Below are 18,561 nucleotides of genomic sequence, written 5' to 3'. Positions count from 1 at the left end.
GCGCGTTCCCTGCGCTGACCGATACCGCTGTGATTGGTCCGGCGGCGAATCACTGCCAGAAGGGCCGACGGCCGACGGGCTTATCGCAGACGATTCTGGTCGCCGCCTGCACCCCGCCCATCGGTATATATACCAGTACCAGCGCGCCGATAACCAGTAACCCAGCCATAAACCACAAGCCGGCATTAAAATTCCCGGTCATATCATGCATTACCCCAATCAGCAGTGGGCTAAGCCCGGAGCCAATATTGCCCGCGCCGCTGATAGTCGCCAGCACAACCGCCTGAGCGCCGACGCTGATCGCCCGATCGGGCGTAGTCCAGAACAGCGTCATGGCGGTGAATGCTCCGGCTGAGGCCATTATCAGACCCGACAACTGAATCAGCGGATGAGCGGTCAGCGATGTCAGCAGCCAGCCAGCGGCGGAAAACAGGTAAGGGTAGATGGTATGACGCTTACGTTCTTTGAGGCGATCGGAACGTTTGCTCCACCACATCATCACCACGATGGTGCAAAACTGGGGGATCGCCGCCAACAGACCGACGGTAATATTGCTGCTGGAGGCATTAAAGCTTTTGAGGATTTGCGGCGTCCAGATATTGATGGCGCTGAGACTATTAGTGAGGCAGAAGTAGGCGAGAATATAGAGTACTACTACCGGGGTAAAAACTTCGCGCCACAGCGAAACGGGCCGGCGGGTCAACATCTTCCGGTTGACGCTGCGATCGCTTTCCATCATCCGTTGAAGAGTCTGTTTTTCATCAGCGTTCAGCCATTTTGCATCCGCCGGTTTATCATCAAGATAAAACCAGGTCACTACGCCAAGGATCACCGACGGCAGCCCTTCCAGCAGGAATAACCATTGCCAGCCCCTGAGGTTCATCACCCCGTCCAGCGCCAGAATATAGCCGGAAAGCATCGATCCGAACATCATCGTCAGCGGCATAGCGATCATAAATAGCGCGTTGGCGCGGGCCCGATACCAGGACGGAAACCACCAGGTGAGATACAGCAGAATACCCGGCACAAAGCCAGCCTCAGCAACACCGACAATCATACGTAGCGCATACAGCGTACCGGCGCTGGTGGCAAAAAGGGTACAGGTAGACGCCACGCCCCAGACCACCATAATGACGGCGATCCAGCGCCGCGCCCCAACCCGGCTGAGCATAATATTGCTCGGCACTCCGAACAGCACGTAGGTGACGTAAAACAGCGTCGCGGCAAGGCCAAACATCGTGGAGGTCAGCCCCAGATCCTGGCTCATGGTCAACCCGGCAAAACCGATATTGATGCGGTCCAGGAAGGAGAATACAAATAAAACGAACAGGAACGCCACCAGGCGGCGGAACAGCTTACTCATTACCCGCTGTTCATCGGCCGTCGCGTGATTCTCCTGCGCAGATTGAGCTAACGTTGACATACTTCTCTCCTTGACCGTTACAGGCTGTTGCCGAGCCGGAAACCTTCCAGAACATCGTCTTTACGGGTGTAAGAGAAACCATCGGCACCGATAGTGACCGCCATTTCGCTCGGCTCGCTGCGCTCTGTGACCGGCTGGGGGTTGCCATCCAGATCGAGAACCAGTGAGCCTTCGGTATACCAGCTCGCGGCCACCGGATTACCCCACCAGTCGCGGCGCTGGTTGTCGTCAACATCCCAGCTCATCACCGGGTTGTCCGGATCGCCGGTGTAATAGTCCTGGGTGTAGATCTCAATACGATGGCCGTCAGGATCGCGCAGGTAGAGATAGAAGGCATTAGAAACCCCGTGCCGGCCGGGACCGCGCTCAATCAGGTCTGATTTACGCAGCGCGCCGGGGGTATGGAGATCATAGCGCCATGTCAGGCGTTCAACATTTTGAACATCGTGGAAAAACTCATGGGGGAAGCCGAGCGGATCTTCAACGCGTACGGAATCGCCTATCCCGCGGGTGAATCCTTCTTTCCGGCATCCCCGGGCCCGGAACCAGGCCTCAGCCCTGTCGACATCTTCCCGACTACGCATCCGGAAAGAGAAGGCCGTCATGGCGGCAATAGGCCCCTGGCGCAGAACGAGGTTATGGTGAATAAACTCCTCGATGGAGCGCAGGTAAATATGCTGGTCGTCCTCTGCGGTGACCGTCAGGCCGAGAATATCGACATAGAATTCGCGGGCGGCCCGCAGGTCGGTAACCTGTATCTCCATATAAGCACAGCGCAAAATATCCGGTGCCGGTACAGTGGCTATTACATTTTCAATCGTCATTGTAGGGTCTCTCAGGGTTATCGATGTGCATATCAGCGCAATTTGCACCACGGCGACAGGCCACAGCCAGCCGCGGACACTTGCCCATGGGTTTATTATGCATTTATTAATATGTTAACGTTTTATTTATTTAAGCCTTTATCCAGGCGATATCAAGCAGTTTATTTTAAATTAATCCGGGCAAGGCTAAGGGGTACAAAGATAAAATAATGTTTAATTTCATTGTATTAGAAACATATCTAATAAATGTGTAAAAAGACAAATTCTCTGATTTGTGATCCAGACCAGATTATTAATATGTTAATAGTGTTGGCCTGCGATAAAAATGAGGACATTGTGGTTTAACTAATGATAAGCGAAAGCGAGAAACGCATGAATTCACTGTTTTCCTCATTGAGTATTATCCAGTTGAAAACCCTGCTGGTTATTCTTGAACAGCGCAACCTGACCCACGCTGCCGCGACCATGGGCAGCAGCCAGTCGGCCCTCAGTCGCCAGTTAGCCCATTATCGTGCCGCCTTTGATGATCCGTTGCTGGTTCGTCAGGGGAAACAGTTTCTGTTAACGGATAAAGCCAGTGCGCTGCTCGCCCCGCTGAGCCAGATATTACAAAATCTCGACTCGCTGGCGCAGCCGTTGATCTTCGATCCCGGGAGTTGTACCCGCCGGTTCTCCATTGCGGCCTCCGATTATGTCGCCACACACATTCTGCCGGACTTAATCCGTCACCTGGGGCAAGTCGCGCCACGGGTTTGCATTGATTATCTGACCTGGCAACCCAATCGTTACGACTGGCTGTCCAGCGGTAAGGTGGACCTCGCCACCACGCTGGTTGAAGATGCACCGCCGGAATTTCATGGCCGAATCATCGGCGATGATATTCCGGTCTGTTGTTTACGTAGCGATCACTCACTTGCCAGCGCGGAAAAAATTACCCTTAGCGATTATCTTAACTGGTCGCATATTAAAATTAGCGGCGGCGGCGATAAAGACGGTTTTATTGATAATTACCTGAAACGGCAACAGGTCAGCAGGGTAATTCGTCTGTCGGTTCCGTTTTTCTCCGCTGCGCTGGACGTGGCCGCGCAATCGGACAACCTGTTAACCATCCCCCGATATTTACTGGAGCACAGTGTTGGAACACGGCCATTAATCTGGCGGCCACTGGATTTCGCCACCTGGCGTTTTCGCTATTGGGTTGTCTGGCACCGCCGAACTCATAACTCCCCGGAACATCAGTGGTTTCGGCAATTTGTCTATCAGCACTGTCAGGCGTCGGCGTCGTTAAATCCCGGGAGTCAAAACATGTCATATTGACATGGCAACTATTCCCGGGCCGACATGTTCGCCGGTGCCGATGACTGCTAACGTAATAACAGATATCCGGAGGAGTATTTTTTACCACATCACTAGCGCCGCAAATTAATTATCAAAAGGACATCAGGAAGCCTGATTATTTATTTAATAACGGAGTTTACTCATCAGTCAGAGAGCATATGGAAGTGCATTACGCGCCATTCACCAGCCGCTAATCATGAATGAGGATCTTAATATGAATAATGACCAGAATACGCCGCAGCATATGACGGGCGGAGATGCTATCGTTAATGGCCTGAAACACCACCATGTGGATACTGTGTTTGCCTTACCCGGCGCGCAAATTTATGGACTGACCGATGCCTTAGCGCGCCACAGAGAAGCAATTCGCACGATTGGCGCCCGGCATGAACAAACCAGCGCCTATATGGCCTACGGCTATGCCCGATCCACCGGACAACCCGGGGTATGCGCCGTGGTCCCGGGGCCTGGGATTCTTAACGCCAGTGCGGCACTGTTAACCGCCCACGGCTGTAATGCGCCGGTACTGGCTCTGACCGGCGATGTCGAATCGGCTTACAAAGACCGTGGGCGCGGTCAGCTACATGAGCTACCACGTCAGCTTGATATCCTCGGTCATATCGGAAAATGGAGTGCCCACATTGAGCAGCCCTGCGACGCGCCGTGGCTGGTTGCCCGCGCGTTTCAGGAGATGACATCCGGCAGACAAGGGATGGTGGCGCTACAGGCGGGATGGGATTTCTTCACCCGTACGGCGCGGGTGGATGGTGTTGCGCCGCTGGCGCGGAAACCGAAACCGCCGGTAGATACTGATGCCATCGACGCGGCAGCGAAACTTCTCCAGAACTGCCGGGCGCCGATGATATTTGTCGGCAGCGGTGCTTCAGATGCAGCGCCGGAAGTGAGGGAGCTGGCCGAAACTCTTGGCGCGCCGGTGGTCAGTTTCCGCGGCGGCCGTGGGATTATGGCTGACGATCATCCGCTGGGGTTCAACGTGGTTTCCGGGGCGCGTCTCTGGCCGCAGACCGATGTGGCGATTGTGATCGGTTCACGCTTTGAGCTGCTGGATATTCGCTGGAATTACCGTCCTCAGGGACTGAAAATTATTCGCATTGATATTGATGCCGGCGAAGTGCGACGCCTGAAGGCGGATATCAATATCATCAGCGATGCGTCTGACGGCGCCCGGGCATTGATTAGCGCCGTTAGCGCAACCGGGACACCGCCGCGACGCGACCAGACGCTGGCGGAAACCAAAGAAATCGCCGCCGCATCCATTAAGAAAATCCAGCCGCAGGTCAGTTATTTACAGGCAATTCGCGAAGTACTGCCGCGCGATGGGATCTTCATTGACGAGGTATCACAGGTCGGATTTACCGCTATCTTTGGTTTACCGATCTACCAGCCGCGCACTTTTATTTCCTCCGGCCATCAGGGAACTCTCGGTTACGGCTTCCCGACGGCGCTGGGGGTTAAAGTAGCCAATCCCGGCATAGCGGTATTGTCTATCTGCGGCGATGGCGGTTTTATGTTTGCCGCTCAGGAGCTGGCAACGGCAGTGCAGTACAACATTAATCTGGTCACCGTGGTATTCAATAACCAGTCTTATGGCAATGTTTACCGCGATCAGCAGCAGAGCTTCGCCGGCCGTTTTATTGGTTCTGAGTTGGTAAATCCGGATTTCGTGAAGTTCGCTGAAGCTTTCGGCGTGCAGGGGATACGCGTCACTACGCCGCAAATGCTGCGCCAGGCGCTGGAACAAGCATTCGCCGCTGATAAACCGGTGTTAATTGAAGTAGCGGTAGCGCGCGGCAGCGACAGCAGCCCGTGGAAATTTCTCCACCCGCAGTTTAATGATTGACGAGAGACAAGGGCAAGGAAGCCTGAATATGCTACTTAATATATTCTGGCATTATTAAGCATGTTTACTGTTTTCTTGAGATTCCGGGAAAAGCAGGAAATGGCAGCCCGTACAAGCCTGGACCACGATACGGCGACCGCGCAGCACCGCCGCTCCAGGCTTCCGGCCACTCACGTATGATGGACGAGCCTATGCAGGTAGTGGGCGTTGTCTCTGACCAGGCCGACGCATTTGCACAAAGCTTGGAACAAGGGAAAATTATCACGACGTTAAGCGCCGATACGATGGCCGATGGCCTTGCCTGTCGTATGCCTCTGGCGGAATCATTTGCCATGATTCAGCGCGGTGCAGAACGCATTATAAGGGTCACAGATGATGAAGTTTGCCATGCCATTCGCATCTATCATGAAAGTGGCAGTGATACTGAGCGGAGCAAATATTGTTCACTATCTCCATGCCAGTATTTTGCAACAGCAGATCCCCACCCCATAGGGGACTGGGATAAGCCCTCGCGCATTCACGATATATACATGATCCATGTTGTCAGCTAACCCTGACTTATTCAACAAAGCCTGTTCACTAATATAAAGCATTACGGATAAAACTTTCTATCCCGCTCATGGAAGAGGTTTGTGATTGAGATATGGGTTTCCGGCTTTATCAATAATTTAAAACTGAAGACCAGTCAAAATCAGCAGACTTTTCTAAAGAACTGGGCCAGCCAGATAAATACCCAGGGGTTATGGGATTTTCGACACGATCTAAACTGGGAATGTAAGGTTTAATATCTATAACTGGACTACCATTTTCCGCATCAATCCAGGATACAATGAGCAATCCAGCGTTTAAATCAACATGCAATATTTCTGTTGTTGTAAACGCTATTGTATTCGGTCTTTGCGGAGAGCGAGTGGCAAATACTCCCATTTCATCTTCAGTATAAGGAGTTGATGTAATAACAGTCTGACGAGACGATTTATCATCGTAACCATCACACCACCATAATAGAGTAACATGACTATAGCCTTCTATTCCTTTTAATCCAGATCGGTAAGGAGGATGCAGAATGATTTTTACTTTATCATCAGCCAAAGTAATTCCACCTATTGCGTACAGATTAATTTCTTTCATATGAAATTCCTTTGCGTCAATATTTCACCATTTTATATACATAGTAGCCGTCGACGACAAAAACCATCCTGAATTAACTATTAAATAGATGCAACAGAAAAATAATGCTTTCAAGGTAAATGTTATTAACCGAGTGAAACGAGCTCTTCCGTAACTTGTAGTTCCCACTTTTCTGACGCCAGATCTTCAAGAATGCTGCTTGCAGCGCTTGCACTCTTGCAGATAGCCATAGTGCAAGATGAACTGCCCAGGTGCCGACAGTCAGCGCTCTGCACCACTACGTGCCGGATCTTCATCGTAAGATACTTCTGGCCACGCTCTGGAATACCGGCGCCCGGATTAACGAAGCGCAGGCGCTGTTTCACGGGCGCCGCCCTGTCCTTTTGTTCAACTGACCACGCTGAAACACCACACGGAAAAAGCAAGCACAACGGAGGGGAAATCACCGACCGGAACGTCCGCACCTGACTGAATGAAACTGTTGCTGCAGCCGCCGCTGAGCCTGCAGAGACAGAAATCGATCAGCTCGACGGAGATCTATACGAAAGTGTTTCCATTCGATGTCACTGCACACCAAAAAGTGCAGTTCGCGGTGCCGGAATCGGATGTGATATGCCCTGAGCATTTCGCAGCACCGAGACATATCAGCAATAAAGACTTCTACTTCAGCCATGCTGATGTTCTCCTTATTCCGGAAGTGATTTTTAGCTGTGAAAGAGATAAAAATCGCTGATGCTATATGAAACATTTTAATAATGACGAAATCGGATGTTATTCGTAATGACCTTTAATTTGAGATGAGATATAACGTGTTTCGAAGAAAATTAACATTTTAATAACGTAATTAAGGTTAAGCAAATGAAGCAGGTTGGCATTGTAGGTTGGCGAGGAATGGTCGGTTCTGTTTTGCTACAGCGAATGATCGAAGAGAACGACTTCGACAATATATCAGCGCATTTTTTCAGCACCTCCAGTGCGGGAGCCGCCGGCCCTGTCATTGATGGCATCAGCTACACACTTAAAGATGCTAATTCCGTGAGTGCGCTGGCCGAAATGGACATCATCATAACCTGCCAGGGTGGGGATTATACCAAAGCAATATACCCTAATTTGCTTAACCATGGCTGGGGAGGCTACTGGATTGACGCGGCCTCAGCGCTGCGGATGGATGAGAAAGCCTGCATTATTCTCGACCCCGTCAACCGCAACAATATCGATCGTGCAATTAAAGAAGGTATTAAACTTTTTGTCGGCGGCAACTGTTCCATTACGCTGAGTCTTATGGGGCTGGCTGGGTTGATAAAGGCTGACTTGATCGAATGGATGAGTGTGATGACCTACCAGTCCGCATCGGGTGCTGGTGCACAGTATGTACGGGAACTCATTGCGCAAAGTGCTTACATAAGCCGCCATTTATCTCCGGATGAGCTGGCATCCTCAGGTTCAGTGCTCCCGTTAGTTAATAAGGTCAGTGAATTGATTAACAGCGCTGATATGCCGACCCAGAACTTCGGTGCACCTTTGATGGGCAGCATCATTCCCTGGATTGACAGCGATTTAGGGGATGGCAACAGCCGTGAAGAATGGAAAGGTGAGGCTGAAACCAACAAAATTTTAGGCCTGTCTCCCGGTACGATCCCGGTAAACGGCTTATGCATACGCGTCGGCGTGATCCGCTGCCACAGCGCTGCTATAACCCTTAAGCTCAAGCGTGAAGTCAACGAAGAGGAATTTGCAGAATTAGTGATGAATTCCCACCCCTGGGTTAACTATGTGCCCAATAACAAGGAAGAGAGTGTCAGTACCCTGACACCAGCCCATATCAGCGGTTCGCTTAAGGTTGGTATTGGCCGTTACAAGAAAATGTCGCTAAACAATGAACCTATCTACTCGGTCCTGACGGTCGGCGATCAGCTATTGTGGGGAGCAGCGGAACCATTGCGCCGCATGTTGAATATTCTGTCTGGCAAAGCGTGAATCATATTATGTGGACAACACACCTCCCCCTAAACTCAACGGCATAAATACAAGCTGTATACGGAGCACTTGATGGTCACCACACATGTTTTTATCGCGGTCAGCCTTGATGGTTATATCGCCCGACAGGATGACGATATCGACTGGCTGTTGCAGCGCGATGACCCGACAGAAGATCACGGCTATGCCGCATTCATCGCGGACAAAGATTGGATCGTTATGGGTCGGGGCAGCTATGAGAAGGCGCTGACCTTTGACCAGTGGCCTTACGATCGCCCCGTGCTAGTTCTCTCCCGACAGCTAACCGCGACCGCCGTGCCCGAGGCGTTGAAGGACAAAGTGCAGTTCTCAAGCCGCACGCCAGGGGAAGTGCTTGCTGACCTGACGGTACAGAACGCGCATCGCGTCTATATAGATGGCGGGAAAGTAATACAGTCGTTCCTGCGCGAAGGGCTGGTCGCCGATATGATTATCACTACCGTTCCTGTCCTGCTCGGTTCGGGAAAACCGCTGTTCGGTTCCCTGACCAGGGATATCGATTTGACTCTGTTATCAAGCCGTAGCTTTCCTTCGGGACTGGTGCAGTCGCACTATCGGCTGACGTCATAAACTGTATATCAACATAGCGGCGACCGCTCTCAATCTGGCAGTGACTTTAATAGAAAAACTGACACCCAGAGAGAATGTTGAAAAAATAAAAGAGGGAATGGGCTTCAATCCCCTCAGTCAGTGAGTGAAAACCGCTATCCGCAACGTGGTCTGGGCCCGCTACCGCGGCCAGACCAGCGGAAACTCATCGGCGACAAGCGGCTCTCCGTCGCGAAGCTTAAGCCCCGGAAACGGCGGCGAGGTCACGCCGCCGCGGTCGGCGAATGTCGCATCATCCCCTACCCAACGGGCGGAAAATACCCGCCGCGCGCGGGTGCTTGAATTACCCCTGGCGCCATGCAGCGTGCGGAAATGAAAAGCGACTGCATCGCCCGGTTCCAGCGCCCAGCTAACGATATCGTAATCCTCCTGATGGGCATCGATATCCGGCAGCTCTTTAAAACGCGAGTGGGAATAGAGCTTTGAACCGTTAAACCGCGTTGGGCTGAACTCATCGTCCCAGCGATGGGAACCGCGAATGCAGCGCAGCGAAATCTCCTCCGCTACCGGATCGAGCGGGATCCACAGGCTCACGTTCTGCCGCCCTTCCACGCAGTAATAGGGCTGATCGTGGTGCCATGGCGTCACCGTACTGCCGCCGGGCTGTTTCACCAGCGTGTGCTCGTGGAAAAACTTCGCCGTCTGCGACCCCATCAGCACCGCGGCGATCTCCGCCGCCGGCGACTGAAAAACGAAATCGCGAAATTCCGGGATTCGTTGCCAGTTGCAATAGTCCTGAAAAAACGGCGCCGAACCGTCTTCCGGGATTACCGTTCGCGCATGGCCATATTCGCTGGGGTTCGCCATCAGCGCGGAGACGCCGCGCGACAGGCTGTCTATCCACGGCGTGAACACGCCTTTGAGTAGCACGACGCCGTCGGTCTGCCAGCGGTCGACGGTCTGTTGATCAATAAGCGAGGAATTCGGGTTTTGCATAGTCGCCATCCTGTGTTGATAAATCAGCGAAGTGAATCGGAGGGATCGGCGCGCATCCAGGCGCAAAGGTTATCCAGCATGGCCAGACAGCGTTCCGTCTGGGGGATGCTGATATATTCGTCCGCCCTATGGCCCTGCGCCATGCTGCCCGGCCCGCAGATAAGCGTCGCGACGCCCGCCTCGTCAAACAGGCCGCCTTCGGTGCCGTAGGCGACGGTGGTGAAATCATCGCTGCCGCACCACTGCGCCAGCCAGCGGGCGAACGCTGACTGCGGGTCGCTCAGCAGACCTGGATAGTGGCTCAGCGTCTGGAAATGAATGTCGCTGCACTGCGCCACCTTGCGCATCGCCGGAAGCAGCTGCTCGCGGGCATAATCGCCCAGGGCGTCGGTGACCGCCTGCGGACGGGTACCGGGTAAATAGCGAATTTCAAAGTCGAACCAGCAGGATTGCGGAACGATATTCAGCGCCTCGCCGCCGCGGATCGTCCCCACCTGCAGCGTGCCTGACGGCGGCGAGAACCGGCGGTCCAGGTGTTGCGAAAAGCTTTCGCCCAGCGCATCCAGCCGGTAAATCAGCTTCGCCGCGTAGCTAATCGCGTTAACCCCTTGCGGGGCGTAGGCCGAATGGCAGGCGTGGCCTTCCACGCGACAGCGCACCGCGAGCTTGCCTTTATGCCCATAGACTGGGCGCATGTCGGTCGGCTCGCCGATAATACACAGCGCCGGTTTCTCGGCGGAGGCGCGGAGAAAATCCACCAGGCTGCGCACGCCCAGACAGCCAACTTCCTCATCATAAGAGAATGCCAGATGCAGCGGCATCCGCAGCGGCGCGGCCAGAAACGCCTCCAGCGACGCCAGCACGCAGGCGATAAATCCTTTCATATCCGCGCTGCCGCGACCGTAGTAACGCCCGTCGCGTTCGGTAAGGGCGAACGGCGGCACCGTCCACGCCTGGCCATCCACCGGCACCACGTCAGTATGACCGGAGAGCATCACCCCGCCGGGGCCGGATGGCCCAAGGCGGGCATAGAGGTTCGCCTTGCGACCTTCGTCGTCATAAAACAGCTGCGACGTCACGCCGCGCGCGCGCAGAAAGTCGCCGATCCAGGCAATCAGCGCCAGATTCGACTCGCGGCTGGTGGTATCAAACGCCAGCAGCTGCCCGAGGATCTCACGCAGGCGGTTACTCATCGCCCGGCACTCCGTAGGTCGGCGCTTCGCGCGGGTCCAGCGCGCGGGTGATGTACGCTTCCATCTGCGGTTCATAGGCCAGCCACAGCGCTTCCAGCGCCGCTACCGGGCGATCCTCAGCCCAGTCGACGCGTAAATCCACCACCGGCCAGGCGTAATCCTCCACCACTTTCAGCGCCGCCGAGTGCTCCGGCCCGGCTTCGCCGCCCGCATCGATGCCCGCCTGCAGAGCCGCAATCAGGCGGCTGGCCAGTTCGCCGGTGGCGGCTTCGAACGCCGTCGTCATGGCGGTAATCACCTGCGGGTTGGCCAGCATATTCCCCGCCGCCACGCAGTTCTCACCCTGCGCCACCCGCCCGATGCCGAGCGTATGTTCGCCGCTGAACACGGCGCTCTCGCCGCTGGCGTCGATGACCGCCACCTGGCGATAATCGCTAAACCGGTCTTCGCCCAGCGCCTGCGTCAGGGCCTGCTGCGGCGTGAGCCCCGCCTCAAGCCCGGCAAGGATCTGCGGTCCGAGCGCGGGCAGCGTGATGTTCTGGCTGGACACCGCGCCAACGCCCGCCAGCAGCCACGGGCAGCGGGCGCCGACCGCAATGCTGGATGAGCTAATCGCAATGCCCAGTTGACCCGACTCCGGGCACAGGGCGGAAATTGAAAGGGTCATGGTGCCTCCTGCGCATGCCAGTCGTCAGGGATCACCGCCGTGACGTCAATTTCCATCAGCCACTGCGGCTGCGCGAGGGCCGACACCACCACGCCGGTCGAAATGGGAAACACGCCTTTGAGCCATTTCCCCACTTCCTGGTACACCGGTTCGCGGTAGCGCGGGTCGATCAGATAGGTCGTCGTTTTCACGATATGCGTCAGATCGCTGCCGGCCTCTTCCAGCAGCTGTTTAACGTTCTTCATCGCCTGTTCCGCCTGGGCGCGCGGGTCGCCCAGGCCGATCAAATTACCGTCAAAATCGGTACCCACCTGGCCGCGAACGTACACGGTATTTCCCGCGCGCACCGCCTGGCACAGATCGTTATTGAGCGTCTGATTGGGATAGGTTTCTTTGGTGTTAAACATCCGAATACGGGTATGGGTTGGCATAGGTCGCGTCCTCAAATCAGGCGTTAGCAGGAAGGTTGGTAGCGTTGATACTGGCGCTGAATGGCAATCTGATCGGCAATATATTTCGCATCGTGCCAGACGCCCCAGATAAAGGTTGAGCCACGGCGGGAGAGCCAAGGCAGGCCAAGGAAATAGACGCCCGGTTCGCTGGAAACGCCGCGATGATGCTGCGGGCGCTGCTGTCCATTAAAGGCGTTAACCTTCAGCCAGCGGTAATCGGTGGTGTAGCCGGTGGCCCAGATAATGCTGCGCACGCCCGCTTTTGCCAGGTCGAGTTCAGCGAGCGGCTGGGTCAGGCAATCGGGGTCAGGCAGAAAGAAGCGCGCTTCCGGCTCTTCCGGCAGGGTCAGTCCGTTGCGGGCAATGTACTCATCCGCAGCGTCGAGCAGCGCCAGATAGGAGGCGTCGCCGAGACGAATGTTGTCCGCCAGATCGTCGCGGAACACCGCCTTACCCTCGGTAAAGCCGTGCGTTTGCCCGACCAGGGTAATCCCCTGGTGCGCCAGCTGGCGAAAGTCAACGGTATGACCGCCGCGCGCGCCGCTAACCGCAATCGTCACGTGCTCTTTACCGGGCTGGTTGGCCGCCGCGTCCCACAAGCCTAATACCCCCAGCCACCAGCAAAAATCGCGCTGGCGGTAGCGGCGCGGCGGGCGATCGTGGGCGCCGACGGAGAGCCACACCGCGCGCCCCGCCCGGCGGAGTTCTTCGGCGATTTGTACGCCGGACGATCCCGCACCAACCACCAGCACGCCGCCTTCCGCAAGCTGCTGCGGGTTGAAATAGTGCGCGGAATGGATTTGCTCCACTGCGCTATCCTGCGGCGCGATGGCCGGTATCACCGGGCGCTGGAACGGCCCGGTGGCGGCGACAATACGCTGCGCCTCAAACACGCCCAGCGAGGTTTCCACGCGAAACCCCGGACGGCCGTTTAAGCGCTCTGCGCTAAAGACCTCAACGCCGGTTTTGATCGGTGCATTAAAGGTTTTGGCATACGCGGCGAAGTAGTCGGCAATCTGCTCTTTGGCGACAAAGCTGTCGGCGTCGCAGCCGGGAAAGGTCATGCCGGGAAACCGATCGTGCCAGGCCGGGCCGTTGGCCACCAGCGAATCCCAGCGGCCGCTGCGCCAGGCCTCAGCGATGCGCTTTTTTTCCAGCACCAGGTGGGGAATGCCGTGATGCGTCAGATGCTCGCTCATCGCGACGCCCGCCTGCCCCGCGCCCACCACCAGGGTATCGATCTCTGTAATCTGCTCTGTCATGTCTGTGTCCTTCAAGCACGGTTGTCCGGCTTATCCGCCGGGATTGACAGAGCTCAGGTTAAGTAAGTGTGATGAAATGGTAAATTATTATAAAACGATCGTCTGAATAGAAATTTACGAGGCTGGATAACGCAGCGGGAAAATAACGCTTGCGGCCGCGTTAATTACATTACGCGTGCTGATGGGGCGTTAATTCTATGCTGCGGCAATAATCCATAAACAGCTGCGTCGGGCGCGTGGGTTCATTATTGGCAAGGTGCGCCATAATTAATGTCGACGCGGGCATCTCGTCGGCAATATCCAGCTGCACCAGCTTTTCACCGTCATAGGTCATATCGCATAGCGGACGAGTCACGAGGACCGAAAAGCCTAATCCCTGCCCGACCATACAGCGCACCATTTCAATAGAGGGTGAACTGTAGGCCACTTCCGGGTGATAACCTTTCTCTTTAAATATTGAGACAAAATAGTTTTTGCTGGGAACCGCATCGAGCAAAATCATCGGCTCACGACTTAACTCTTGCAGCGTGACGCTTTTTTTCTGCGCCAGCGGATGAGAGGCAGGCAGTAAAGCATAGGGCTTGTGCGGAGCGTTCAGCAGCTCTTTATGAATGGAATGACCCAGTTCCAGATCGTAGACCAGCGCCAGATCGAAACGCCCGCGATGCAGGCCGTGCATCAGCTCATGTTGTTCGCCGTCGTAGAGCTGGAGAGTGATTTCGGGATACATTTTTTTAAATCCCGCCACCAGTTTTGGCATATACAGCGGCGCCACGGATTCAAAGCAGCCGACGGAAATCGTCCCGGATACCAGCTCTTTATCCGCCCGCGAGTTCTGCTCAAACTCGTACGACAGCCGCAGCAGCTCTTTAGCTTTATCGTAGAAGCGCCGCCCGCTTGAGGTCAGGGATACGCCCTGCGCGTGGTGGCGAATAAACAGCTGCTGGTCGAAGGTGCTTTCCAGGTTTTTGATAGCAATGGAGATCGACGGCTGGGCAATATGCAGCTGGCGGGAAGCCTCGGCGATACTCTCCGTTTCCACCACCGTCACGAAATACTTAAGCTGTTTGAGGGTAAATCGGTTCATCGCGTCACCATTGATAAAATATTGTCTTATTGCGAACGGGCTTAGTTTTACAATAAGCAGCCTGCAAGCATCGTGCCATACCGTTTGCGCTGTATATCGTCGGCAAATAACCGCCGCCTCTATTTAATTACCCGCCCTCTTTTTTGCCTGATTTCGCGTTTTGCACCATAAAGCATCGCCCTGCACCTTATTTGCCCGCGGCACGCCCCAATATTGCACAAATTACCGCTTTGCCAAAAATCAGGTTTAAAAATAACGGCGATTGTTTTTAAGTTGTTTCAATGCTGTTTCTCATTAATTGCGTTAAATTCCTTGGGGTTAATATAGCTGTATAGTTTTTTTAAACTTAAAGGCCAAAAATTTACTAATTGCCACCGGTCGAACAGTGCCAGCATAGTGTCAGGGCAAGATGAACGCCGGCGGCTCCCCATTTTAGAACAGGGGAATCGCCTTAATTTCCGTTAATTATGGCGAGTGAAATAGCCCATGACGTTTAACTGGAACTATATGTTAAGCCTGCTCAGCGATGTCGATTTCTGGCAGGCCACCTGGACCGTCATCAAATTAAGTTTGCTGACCTGGGCTTTCAGCATTGTGCTGGGATTTATTCTGGCGCTGGCCAAACAGTCGCCGCGCAAGCTGTTTAACGCGCCTGCCCGCCTCTATATCTGGCTGTTTCGCAGCATGCCGCTGCTGGTGCTGCTGATTTTTGTCTACAACATGCCGCAGGCGCTGCCCTCCTTCGCGCCGGTGCTGAACGACCCGTTCTGGGCCGGGCTGCTGGCGATGGTGCTGAGCGAAGCCGCCTATATTGCTGAAATTCATCGCGGCGGGCTGCTGTCGATTCCGAAAGGACAGAGCGAAGCCGCCCGCGCGCTCGGGTTGCGCTATGCCGGCACCCAGTGGCGCGTGGTGATCCCGCAGGCGCTGCGCGTCGCCCTACCGGCGCTGGCCAATGAGTATATCGCCATCGTCAAGCTCAGCTCGCTGGTGTCGGTTATCTCCCTGACCGAGATCTTAATGGTCGGCCAGCGCCTCTATTCGCAGAATTTCCTCGTCATGGAGACCATGGCGGCGGTGGCGTTTTACTACATCCTGATCGTCACGGTGTTTGATTTCCTGCTTAAGCGCCTCGAGACCTGGCTCGACGTCACGCAACGTAAAACCACGCGTCCGGTGGATGAAGAAATGCAGCAAATGGCCACGGCGCGACGTCCGGCAATGGCCCGCAGCGTTAGCGTCGCGCAGGAGCCGGCGCTGCAGGCGTCTAAGCTGCATAAAGCCTATAACAATGTCGAAGTGCTGGGCGCGGTCAGCCTGCAAATTCAGCCCGGCGAAGTCGTCTCCGTCATTGGCCCATCCGGCTCCGGTAAGACCACGCTGATCCGCCTGCTGAACGGCCTTGAGCAGATCGATAACGGCGAGATCAAAATCAACGGTCAACCATTTATTCACCTCAACCGCCAGGGGCAGCAGAAGCCGCGTTTTATGGAGAACAGCGAGCATCGCCAGAATATCGGCATGGTCTTCCAGAGCTTCAACCTGTTTCCCCACCTGACTGTGTTCGGCAACCTGCTGCTGGCGCCTCGCTATCACCATCTCGCCAGCGAAGGCGAGCTTAAGCAGCACGCCTGCGAACTGCTGCATAAAGTCGGGATGCTGGAACACGCGTGGAAATATCCGCATCAGCTTTCCGGCGGCCAGCAGCAGCGGGTAGCGATTGCCCGCGCCCTGATGATGCGCCCACAAATTATGCTGTTCGATGAACCCACCTCGGCGCTGGATCCGGAAAAGGTTAACGAGGTTCTGCAGGTTATCGAATCGCTGGCCCATGAAGGTATCACCATGGTGATCGTCACCCATGAGATGAACTTCGCCTTTAAGGTTTCCGACCGAATTGTGTTTATGGAAAAAGGACGCGTGGTCTGCGACGACACGCCTCAGGCAATGCGCGACGGCCAGCATCCGCGCGTGGACGCCTTCCTGAAAGATGTCTCTTTGGCTTAACGCCTCCGTTCCCGAAAGGAGAAAAATATGATCACGCAGTGGCAAATCGAACAGTTTCATCAGCAGGGTTTTCTGGTTGTTGAAGAGGTGCTCTCCGCCGAGGAGGTGGCTCTGCTGCAGACCGATTTTGACGCCTGGGTCGAAGAGAGCCGCCAGCATAGCGAGGCGTGGGGCGAAACCCTGGACGGCCGTCCGCGCTTCGACCTCGAAAGCGATCACGCGCCGCATCACCCCTCGCTGCGCCGGGTGAGTTCGCCCACCGAGATTTCCGCCGCCTACCGCCGCGCCGCCCTTGATTCGCGGATGGCGGCGATTGCCGGCCAGCTCATCGGCGGCAGCGGGACCCGTTTTCATCACAGCAAAATCAACTCCAAGCTGCCGCACACCGCTACGCAGGTGAAATGGCATCAGGATTTTCTGTTCACCCCCCACAGCAACGACGACATTATCACCGCCCTGCTGATGGTTAGCGAAGTGACGCCGGAAAACGGTCCGCTCAACGTGGTCCCGGGAAGCCACCAGGGGCCGCTGTGGTCCCACTGGCAAAACGCGCGTTTTACCGGCGCCGTGGACCCGCAGGTCGAAGAAGCCCACTGCCAGCAGCCGCAGGCCTGTTTCGGCCCGGCGGGTTCAGTGTGCTTTATGCATACCCGCCTGCTTCACGCCTCCAGCCCTAATGAAACCGACCTCCCGCGCACGCTGTTTATCAGCGTCTACGCAGCGGAAGATGCCCTGCCGTTCGGCGAAAATCCGCTGCCCAGCCTTCACGCCGGGCAGATGGTTGCCGGCGAAGAGAGCGGCCTGGTGCGTAGTACCGTTAATCATTTACGTCTGCCGCAAAAACCGCGCGGCGCATCCTTTTTCGTCCAGCAGGCCGGTACCGATCGCGCCAGCATGTAATTTGCCCACTCTTTGGAGGTTCTATGAAACGTATTAATGCTTTGCGCCCTGCTGTCCTGCTCCTTTGCGCCGCCGGCGCCCTGTCGTCCTTTAGCGCCCTGGCCTTCCAGCAGCCGGGGAAAATCACCGCCGGTTCGGATATGACCTTTTTCCCGTATGAATATATGGAAAACAACAAGCCCGCCGGGTTCGATATCGAGTTTCTCGCCGGGCTGGCGAAAACCATGGGCCGCGAGGCGGTGAATATTGATACCCGGTTTCCGAATTTGATTCCGGGTCTGCAGGGCGGACGCTTCGATATCACCAACTCGTCGATGTACATCACCGCCGAGCGTTTGAAGGTTATCGATATGGTGCCCTATCTGAAAAGCGGCGAAGCGATCCTCGCGCTGAAAGGCAGCGACTATCAGCCGAAAACGCCGGAAGAGTTTTGCGGTCATAAAATTGGCTCTATGGGCGCGACCTCATGGCTGGCGCAGCTGCAAAAGCTCTCCGCCGACTACTGCGTGAAAAAGGGCCTGAAGCCGATAGCGCTTAGCGAATATACCACCGACCCGCAAACCACCCAGGCGCTGCTGTCGCGGGCGGTTGAGGCGCAAATCACCGATGCGGCGGTGGCGCGCGGCGTGATTGATAAGCTTGGCGATCGGGTGACGATCTCTTCCGAAACCTTGATTTATCCGGTGCTCAACGGCTTTGGGGTGAAAAAAGGCAATAGCGAAGTGAAAACCGCGCTGGAGGAAGGGCTGAAGAGATACAGCGCGACGCCGGAATACGCCGCGCTGCTGAAGAAATATAACTTCCAGGCACCGACGCCGGAGGACCTGCAAACCCTGATGCCAAAAGCGGAGTAAC

At 55.3% G+C, this 18,561-nt stretch carries 17 protein-coding genes and 1 pseudogene; 9 read left to right on the top strand and 9 right to left on the bottom strand.

Annotated elements, in window-relative coordinates:
• Positions 1–49 precede the first annotated feature (49 nt).
• Positions 50–1,423 (bottom strand): 4-hydroxyphenylacetate permease, encoded by a 1,374-nt coding sequence (hpaX, locus tag BWI76_RS12915; RefSeq protein ID WP_004139105.1) that lies wholly within the window; start codon positions 1,421–1,423, stop codon positions 50–52.
• A gap of 17 nt (positions 1,424–1,440) precedes the next feature.
• Positions 1,441–2,247, bottom strand: coding sequence for a VOC family protein (locus BWI76_RS12910; protein ID WP_077265777.1), 807 nt, complete (start codon positions 2,245–2,247; stop codon positions 1,441–1,443).
• Between the two features lie 372 nt (positions 2,248–2,619).
• Here BWI76_RS12910 and BWI76_RS12905 point away from each other — a divergent pair, with 372 nt between their 5' ends.
• The 3 genes from BWI76_RS12905 (at position 2,620) to BWI76_RS12895 (ending at position 5,997) form a co-directional block, all read left to right on the top strand.
• The gene (locus BWI76_RS12905; RefSeq protein ID WP_064371833.1) at positions 2,620–3,564 is read left to right on the top strand and encodes a LysR family transcriptional regulator; all 945 of its coding nucleotides are present in this window, start codon (positions 2,620–2,622) and stop codon (positions 3,562–3,564) included.
• A 235-nt stretch (positions 3,565–3,799) separates the two neighbouring features.
• On the top strand, positions 3,800–5,446 hold the full coding sequence (locus tag BWI76_RS12900; RefSeq protein ID WP_198169616.1) for a thiamine pyrophosphate-dependent enzyme: 1,647 nt from the start codon (positions 3,800–3,802) through the stop codon (positions 5,444–5,446).
• Between the two features lie 191 nt (positions 5,447–5,637).
• Positions 5,638–5,997: a pyridoxal-phosphate dependent enzyme gene (locus BWI76_RS12895; RefSeq protein WP_198169615.1), complete on the top strand. Its 360-nt coding sequence runs from the start codon at positions 5,638–5,640 to the stop codon at positions 5,995–5,997.
• 109 nt (positions 5,998–6,106) lie between these two features.
• Here BWI76_RS12895 and tsaA read toward each other — a convergent pair whose 3' ends face one another.
• Entirely contained in the window at positions 6,107–6,577 is a 471-nt protein-coding gene (gene tsaA / locus BWI76_RS12890; protein ID WP_074168740.1) for a tRNA (N6-threonylcarbamoyladenosine(37)-N6)-methyltransferase TrmO, read from the bottom strand.
• 192 nt (positions 6,578–6,769) lie between these two features.
• Between tsaA and BWI76_RS12885 the strand changes: the two are divergent.
• The 3 genes and pseudogenes from BWI76_RS12885 to BWI76_RS12875 all read left to right on the top strand — a co-directional run bounded on the left by BWI76_RS12885 (position 6,770) and on the right by BWI76_RS12875 (position 9,163).
• Positions 6,770–7,310, top strand: a pseudogene (locus tag BWI76_RS12885) (hypothetical protein).
• A 125-nt stretch (positions 7,311–7,435) separates the two neighbouring features.
• Complete coding sequence (gene asd, locus BWI76_RS12880; RefSeq protein WP_004139120.1) at positions 7,436–8,554, top strand: aspartate-semialdehyde dehydrogenase; 1,119 nt, start codon at positions 7,436–7,438, stop codon at positions 8,552–8,554.
• Positions 8,555–8,626: 72 nt separating this feature from the next.
• Positions 8,627–9,163 (top strand): dihydrofolate reductase family protein, encoded by a 537-nt coding sequence (locus BWI76_RS12875; protein ID WP_004139122.1) that lies wholly within the window; start codon positions 8,627–8,629, stop codon positions 9,161–9,163.
• A gap of 159 nt (positions 9,164–9,322) precedes the next feature.
• Here BWI76_RS12875 and BWI76_RS12870 read toward each other — a convergent pair whose 3' ends face one another.
• From BWI76_RS12870 to BWI76_RS12845, 6 genes are all read right to left on the bottom strand, one after another.
• Positions 9,323–10,138, bottom strand: a complete 816-nt coding sequence (locus BWI76_RS12870) for a phytanoyl-CoA dioxygenase family protein (protein ID WP_004139123.1) — start codon at positions 10,136–10,138, stop codon at positions 9,323–9,325.
• A gap of 23 nt (positions 10,139–10,161) precedes the next feature.
• Positions 10,162–11,331 carry an acetylornithine deacetylase gene (gene argE, locus BWI76_RS12865; protein WP_004139126.1) on the bottom strand — a complete coding sequence of 390 codons (1,170 nt, stop codon included), beginning with the start codon at positions 11,329–11,331 and terminating at the stop codon, positions 10,162–10,164.
• Positions 11,324–11,998, bottom strand: a complete 675-nt coding sequence (locus BWI76_RS12860; RefSeq protein ID WP_004139127.1) for a DUF1028 domain-containing protein — start codon at positions 11,996–11,998, stop codon at positions 11,324–11,326. Before BWI76_RS12860 ends, argE begins: the two co-directional genes overlap by 8 nt.
• Complete coding sequence (locus BWI76_RS12855; RefSeq protein ID WP_004139129.1) at positions 11,995–12,429, bottom strand: RidA family protein; 435 nt, start codon at positions 12,427–12,429, stop codon at positions 11,995–11,997. The genes BWI76_RS12860 and BWI76_RS12855 overlap by 4 nt, the downstream gene beginning before the upstream one ends.
• 23 nt (positions 12,430–12,452) lie before the next feature.
• Positions 12,453–13,712, bottom strand: coding sequence for a flavin-containing monooxygenase (locus tag BWI76_RS12850; RefSeq protein WP_004139131.1), 1,260 nt, complete (start codon positions 13,710–13,712; stop codon positions 12,453–12,455).
• Positions 13,713–13,881: 169 nt separating this feature from the next.
• Positions 13,882–14,799, bottom strand: a complete 918-nt coding sequence (locus BWI76_RS12845; RefSeq protein WP_004139133.1) for a LysR family transcriptional regulator — start codon at positions 14,797–14,799, stop codon at positions 13,882–13,884.
• 486 nt (positions 14,800–15,285) lie between these two features.
• Between BWI76_RS12845 and BWI76_RS12840 the strand changes: the two genes are divergently transcribed.
• Genes BWI76_RS12840 through BWI76_RS12830 form a run of 3 tightly spaced genes read left to right on the top strand, consistent with a single transcriptional unit; the run spans position 15,286 to position 18,560 of the window.
• Complete coding sequence (locus BWI76_RS12840) at positions 15,286–16,806, top strand: amino acid ABC transporter permease/ATP-binding protein (RefSeq protein ID WP_064371718.1); 1,521 nt, start codon at positions 15,286–15,288, stop codon at positions 16,804–16,806.
• Between the two features lie 27 nt (positions 16,807–16,833).
• Positions 16,834–17,706 (top strand): phytanoyl-CoA dioxygenase family protein, encoded by an 873-nt coding sequence (locus tag BWI76_RS12835; protein WP_064371717.1) that lies wholly within the window; start codon positions 16,834–16,836, stop codon positions 17,704–17,706.
• A gap of 23 nt (positions 17,707–17,729) precedes the next feature.
• Positions 17,730–18,560 (top strand): ABC transporter substrate-binding protein, encoded by an 831-nt coding sequence (locus BWI76_RS12830; RefSeq protein WP_064371716.1) that lies wholly within the window; start codon positions 17,730–17,732, stop codon positions 18,558–18,560.
• The last annotated feature ends 1 nt before the right edge of the window (position 18,561 follow it).

It is taken from the genome of Klebsiella sp. M5al (genome assembly GCF_002090195.1).
Classification (GTDB): Bacteria; Pseudomonadota; Gammaproteobacteria; order Enterobacterales; family Enterobacteriaceae; genus Klebsiella; species Klebsiella grimontii.
The sequence above is the reverse complement of the archived record's forward strand: the minus strand, read 5'-3'. Positions and strand labels throughout refer to the sequence as shown.

Bases quoted from the DNA above. Each gene is read 5' to 3' on its own strand.
- hpaX (WP_004139105.1), bottom strand. From the start codon at position 1,423: ATGTCAACGTTAGCTCAATCTGCGCAGGAGAATCACGCGACGGCCGAT.
- BWI76_RS12910 (WP_077265777.1), bottom strand. From the start codon at position 2,247: ATGACGATTGAAAATGTAATAGCCACTGTACCGGCACCGGATATTTTG.
- BWI76_RS12905 (WP_064371833.1), top strand. From the start codon at position 2,620: ATGAATTCACTGTTTTCCTCATTGAGTATTATCCAGTTGAAAACCCTG.
- BWI76_RS12900 (WP_198169616.1), top strand. From the start codon at position 3,800: ATGAATAATGACCAGAATACGCCGCAGCATATGACGGGCGGAGATGCT.
- BWI76_RS12895 (WP_198169615.1), top strand. From the start codon at position 5,638: ATGCAGGTAGTGGGCGTTGTCTCTGACCAGGCCGACGCATTTGCACAA.
- tsaA (WP_074168740.1), bottom strand. From the start codon at position 6,577: ATGAAAGAAATTAATCTGTACGCAATAGGTGGAATTACTTTGGCTGAT.
- asd (WP_004139120.1), top strand. From the start codon at position 7,436: ATGAAGCAGGTTGGCATTGTAGGTTGGCGAGGAATGGTCGGTTCTGTT.
- BWI76_RS12875 (WP_004139122.1), top strand. From the start codon at position 8,627: ATGGTCACCACACATGTTTTTATCGCGGTCAGCCTTGATGGTTATATC.
- BWI76_RS12870 (WP_004139123.1), bottom strand. From the start codon at position 10,138: ATGCAAAACCCGAATTCCTCGCTTATTGATCAACAGACCGTCGACCGC.
- argE (WP_004139126.1), bottom strand. From the start codon at position 11,331: ATGAGTAACCGCCTGCGTGAGATCCTCGGGCAGCTGCTGGCGTTTGAT.
- BWI76_RS12860 (WP_004139127.1), bottom strand. From the start codon at position 11,998: ATGACCCTTTCAATTTCCGCCCTGTGCCCGGAGTCGGGTCAACTGGGC.
- BWI76_RS12855 (WP_004139129.1), bottom strand. From the start codon at position 12,429: ATGCCAACCCATACCCGTATTCGGATGTTTAACACCAAAGAAACCTAT.
- BWI76_RS12850 (WP_004139131.1), bottom strand. From the start codon at position 13,712: ATGACAGAGCAGATTACAGAGATCGATACCCTGGTGGTGGGCGCGGGG.
- BWI76_RS12845 (WP_004139133.1), bottom strand. From the start codon at position 14,799: ATGAACCGATTTACCCTCAAACAGCTTAAGTATTTCGTGACGGTGGTG.
- BWI76_RS12840 (WP_064371718.1), top strand. From the start codon at position 15,286: ATGACGTTTAACTGGAACTATATGTTAAGCCTGCTCAGCGATGTCGAT.
- BWI76_RS12835 (WP_064371717.1), top strand. From the start codon at position 16,834: ATGATCACGCAGTGGCAAATCGAACAGTTTCATCAGCAGGGTTTTCTG.
- BWI76_RS12830 (WP_064371716.1), top strand. From the start codon at position 17,730: ATGAAACGTATTAATGCTTTGCGCCCTGCTGTCCTGCTCCTTTGCGCC.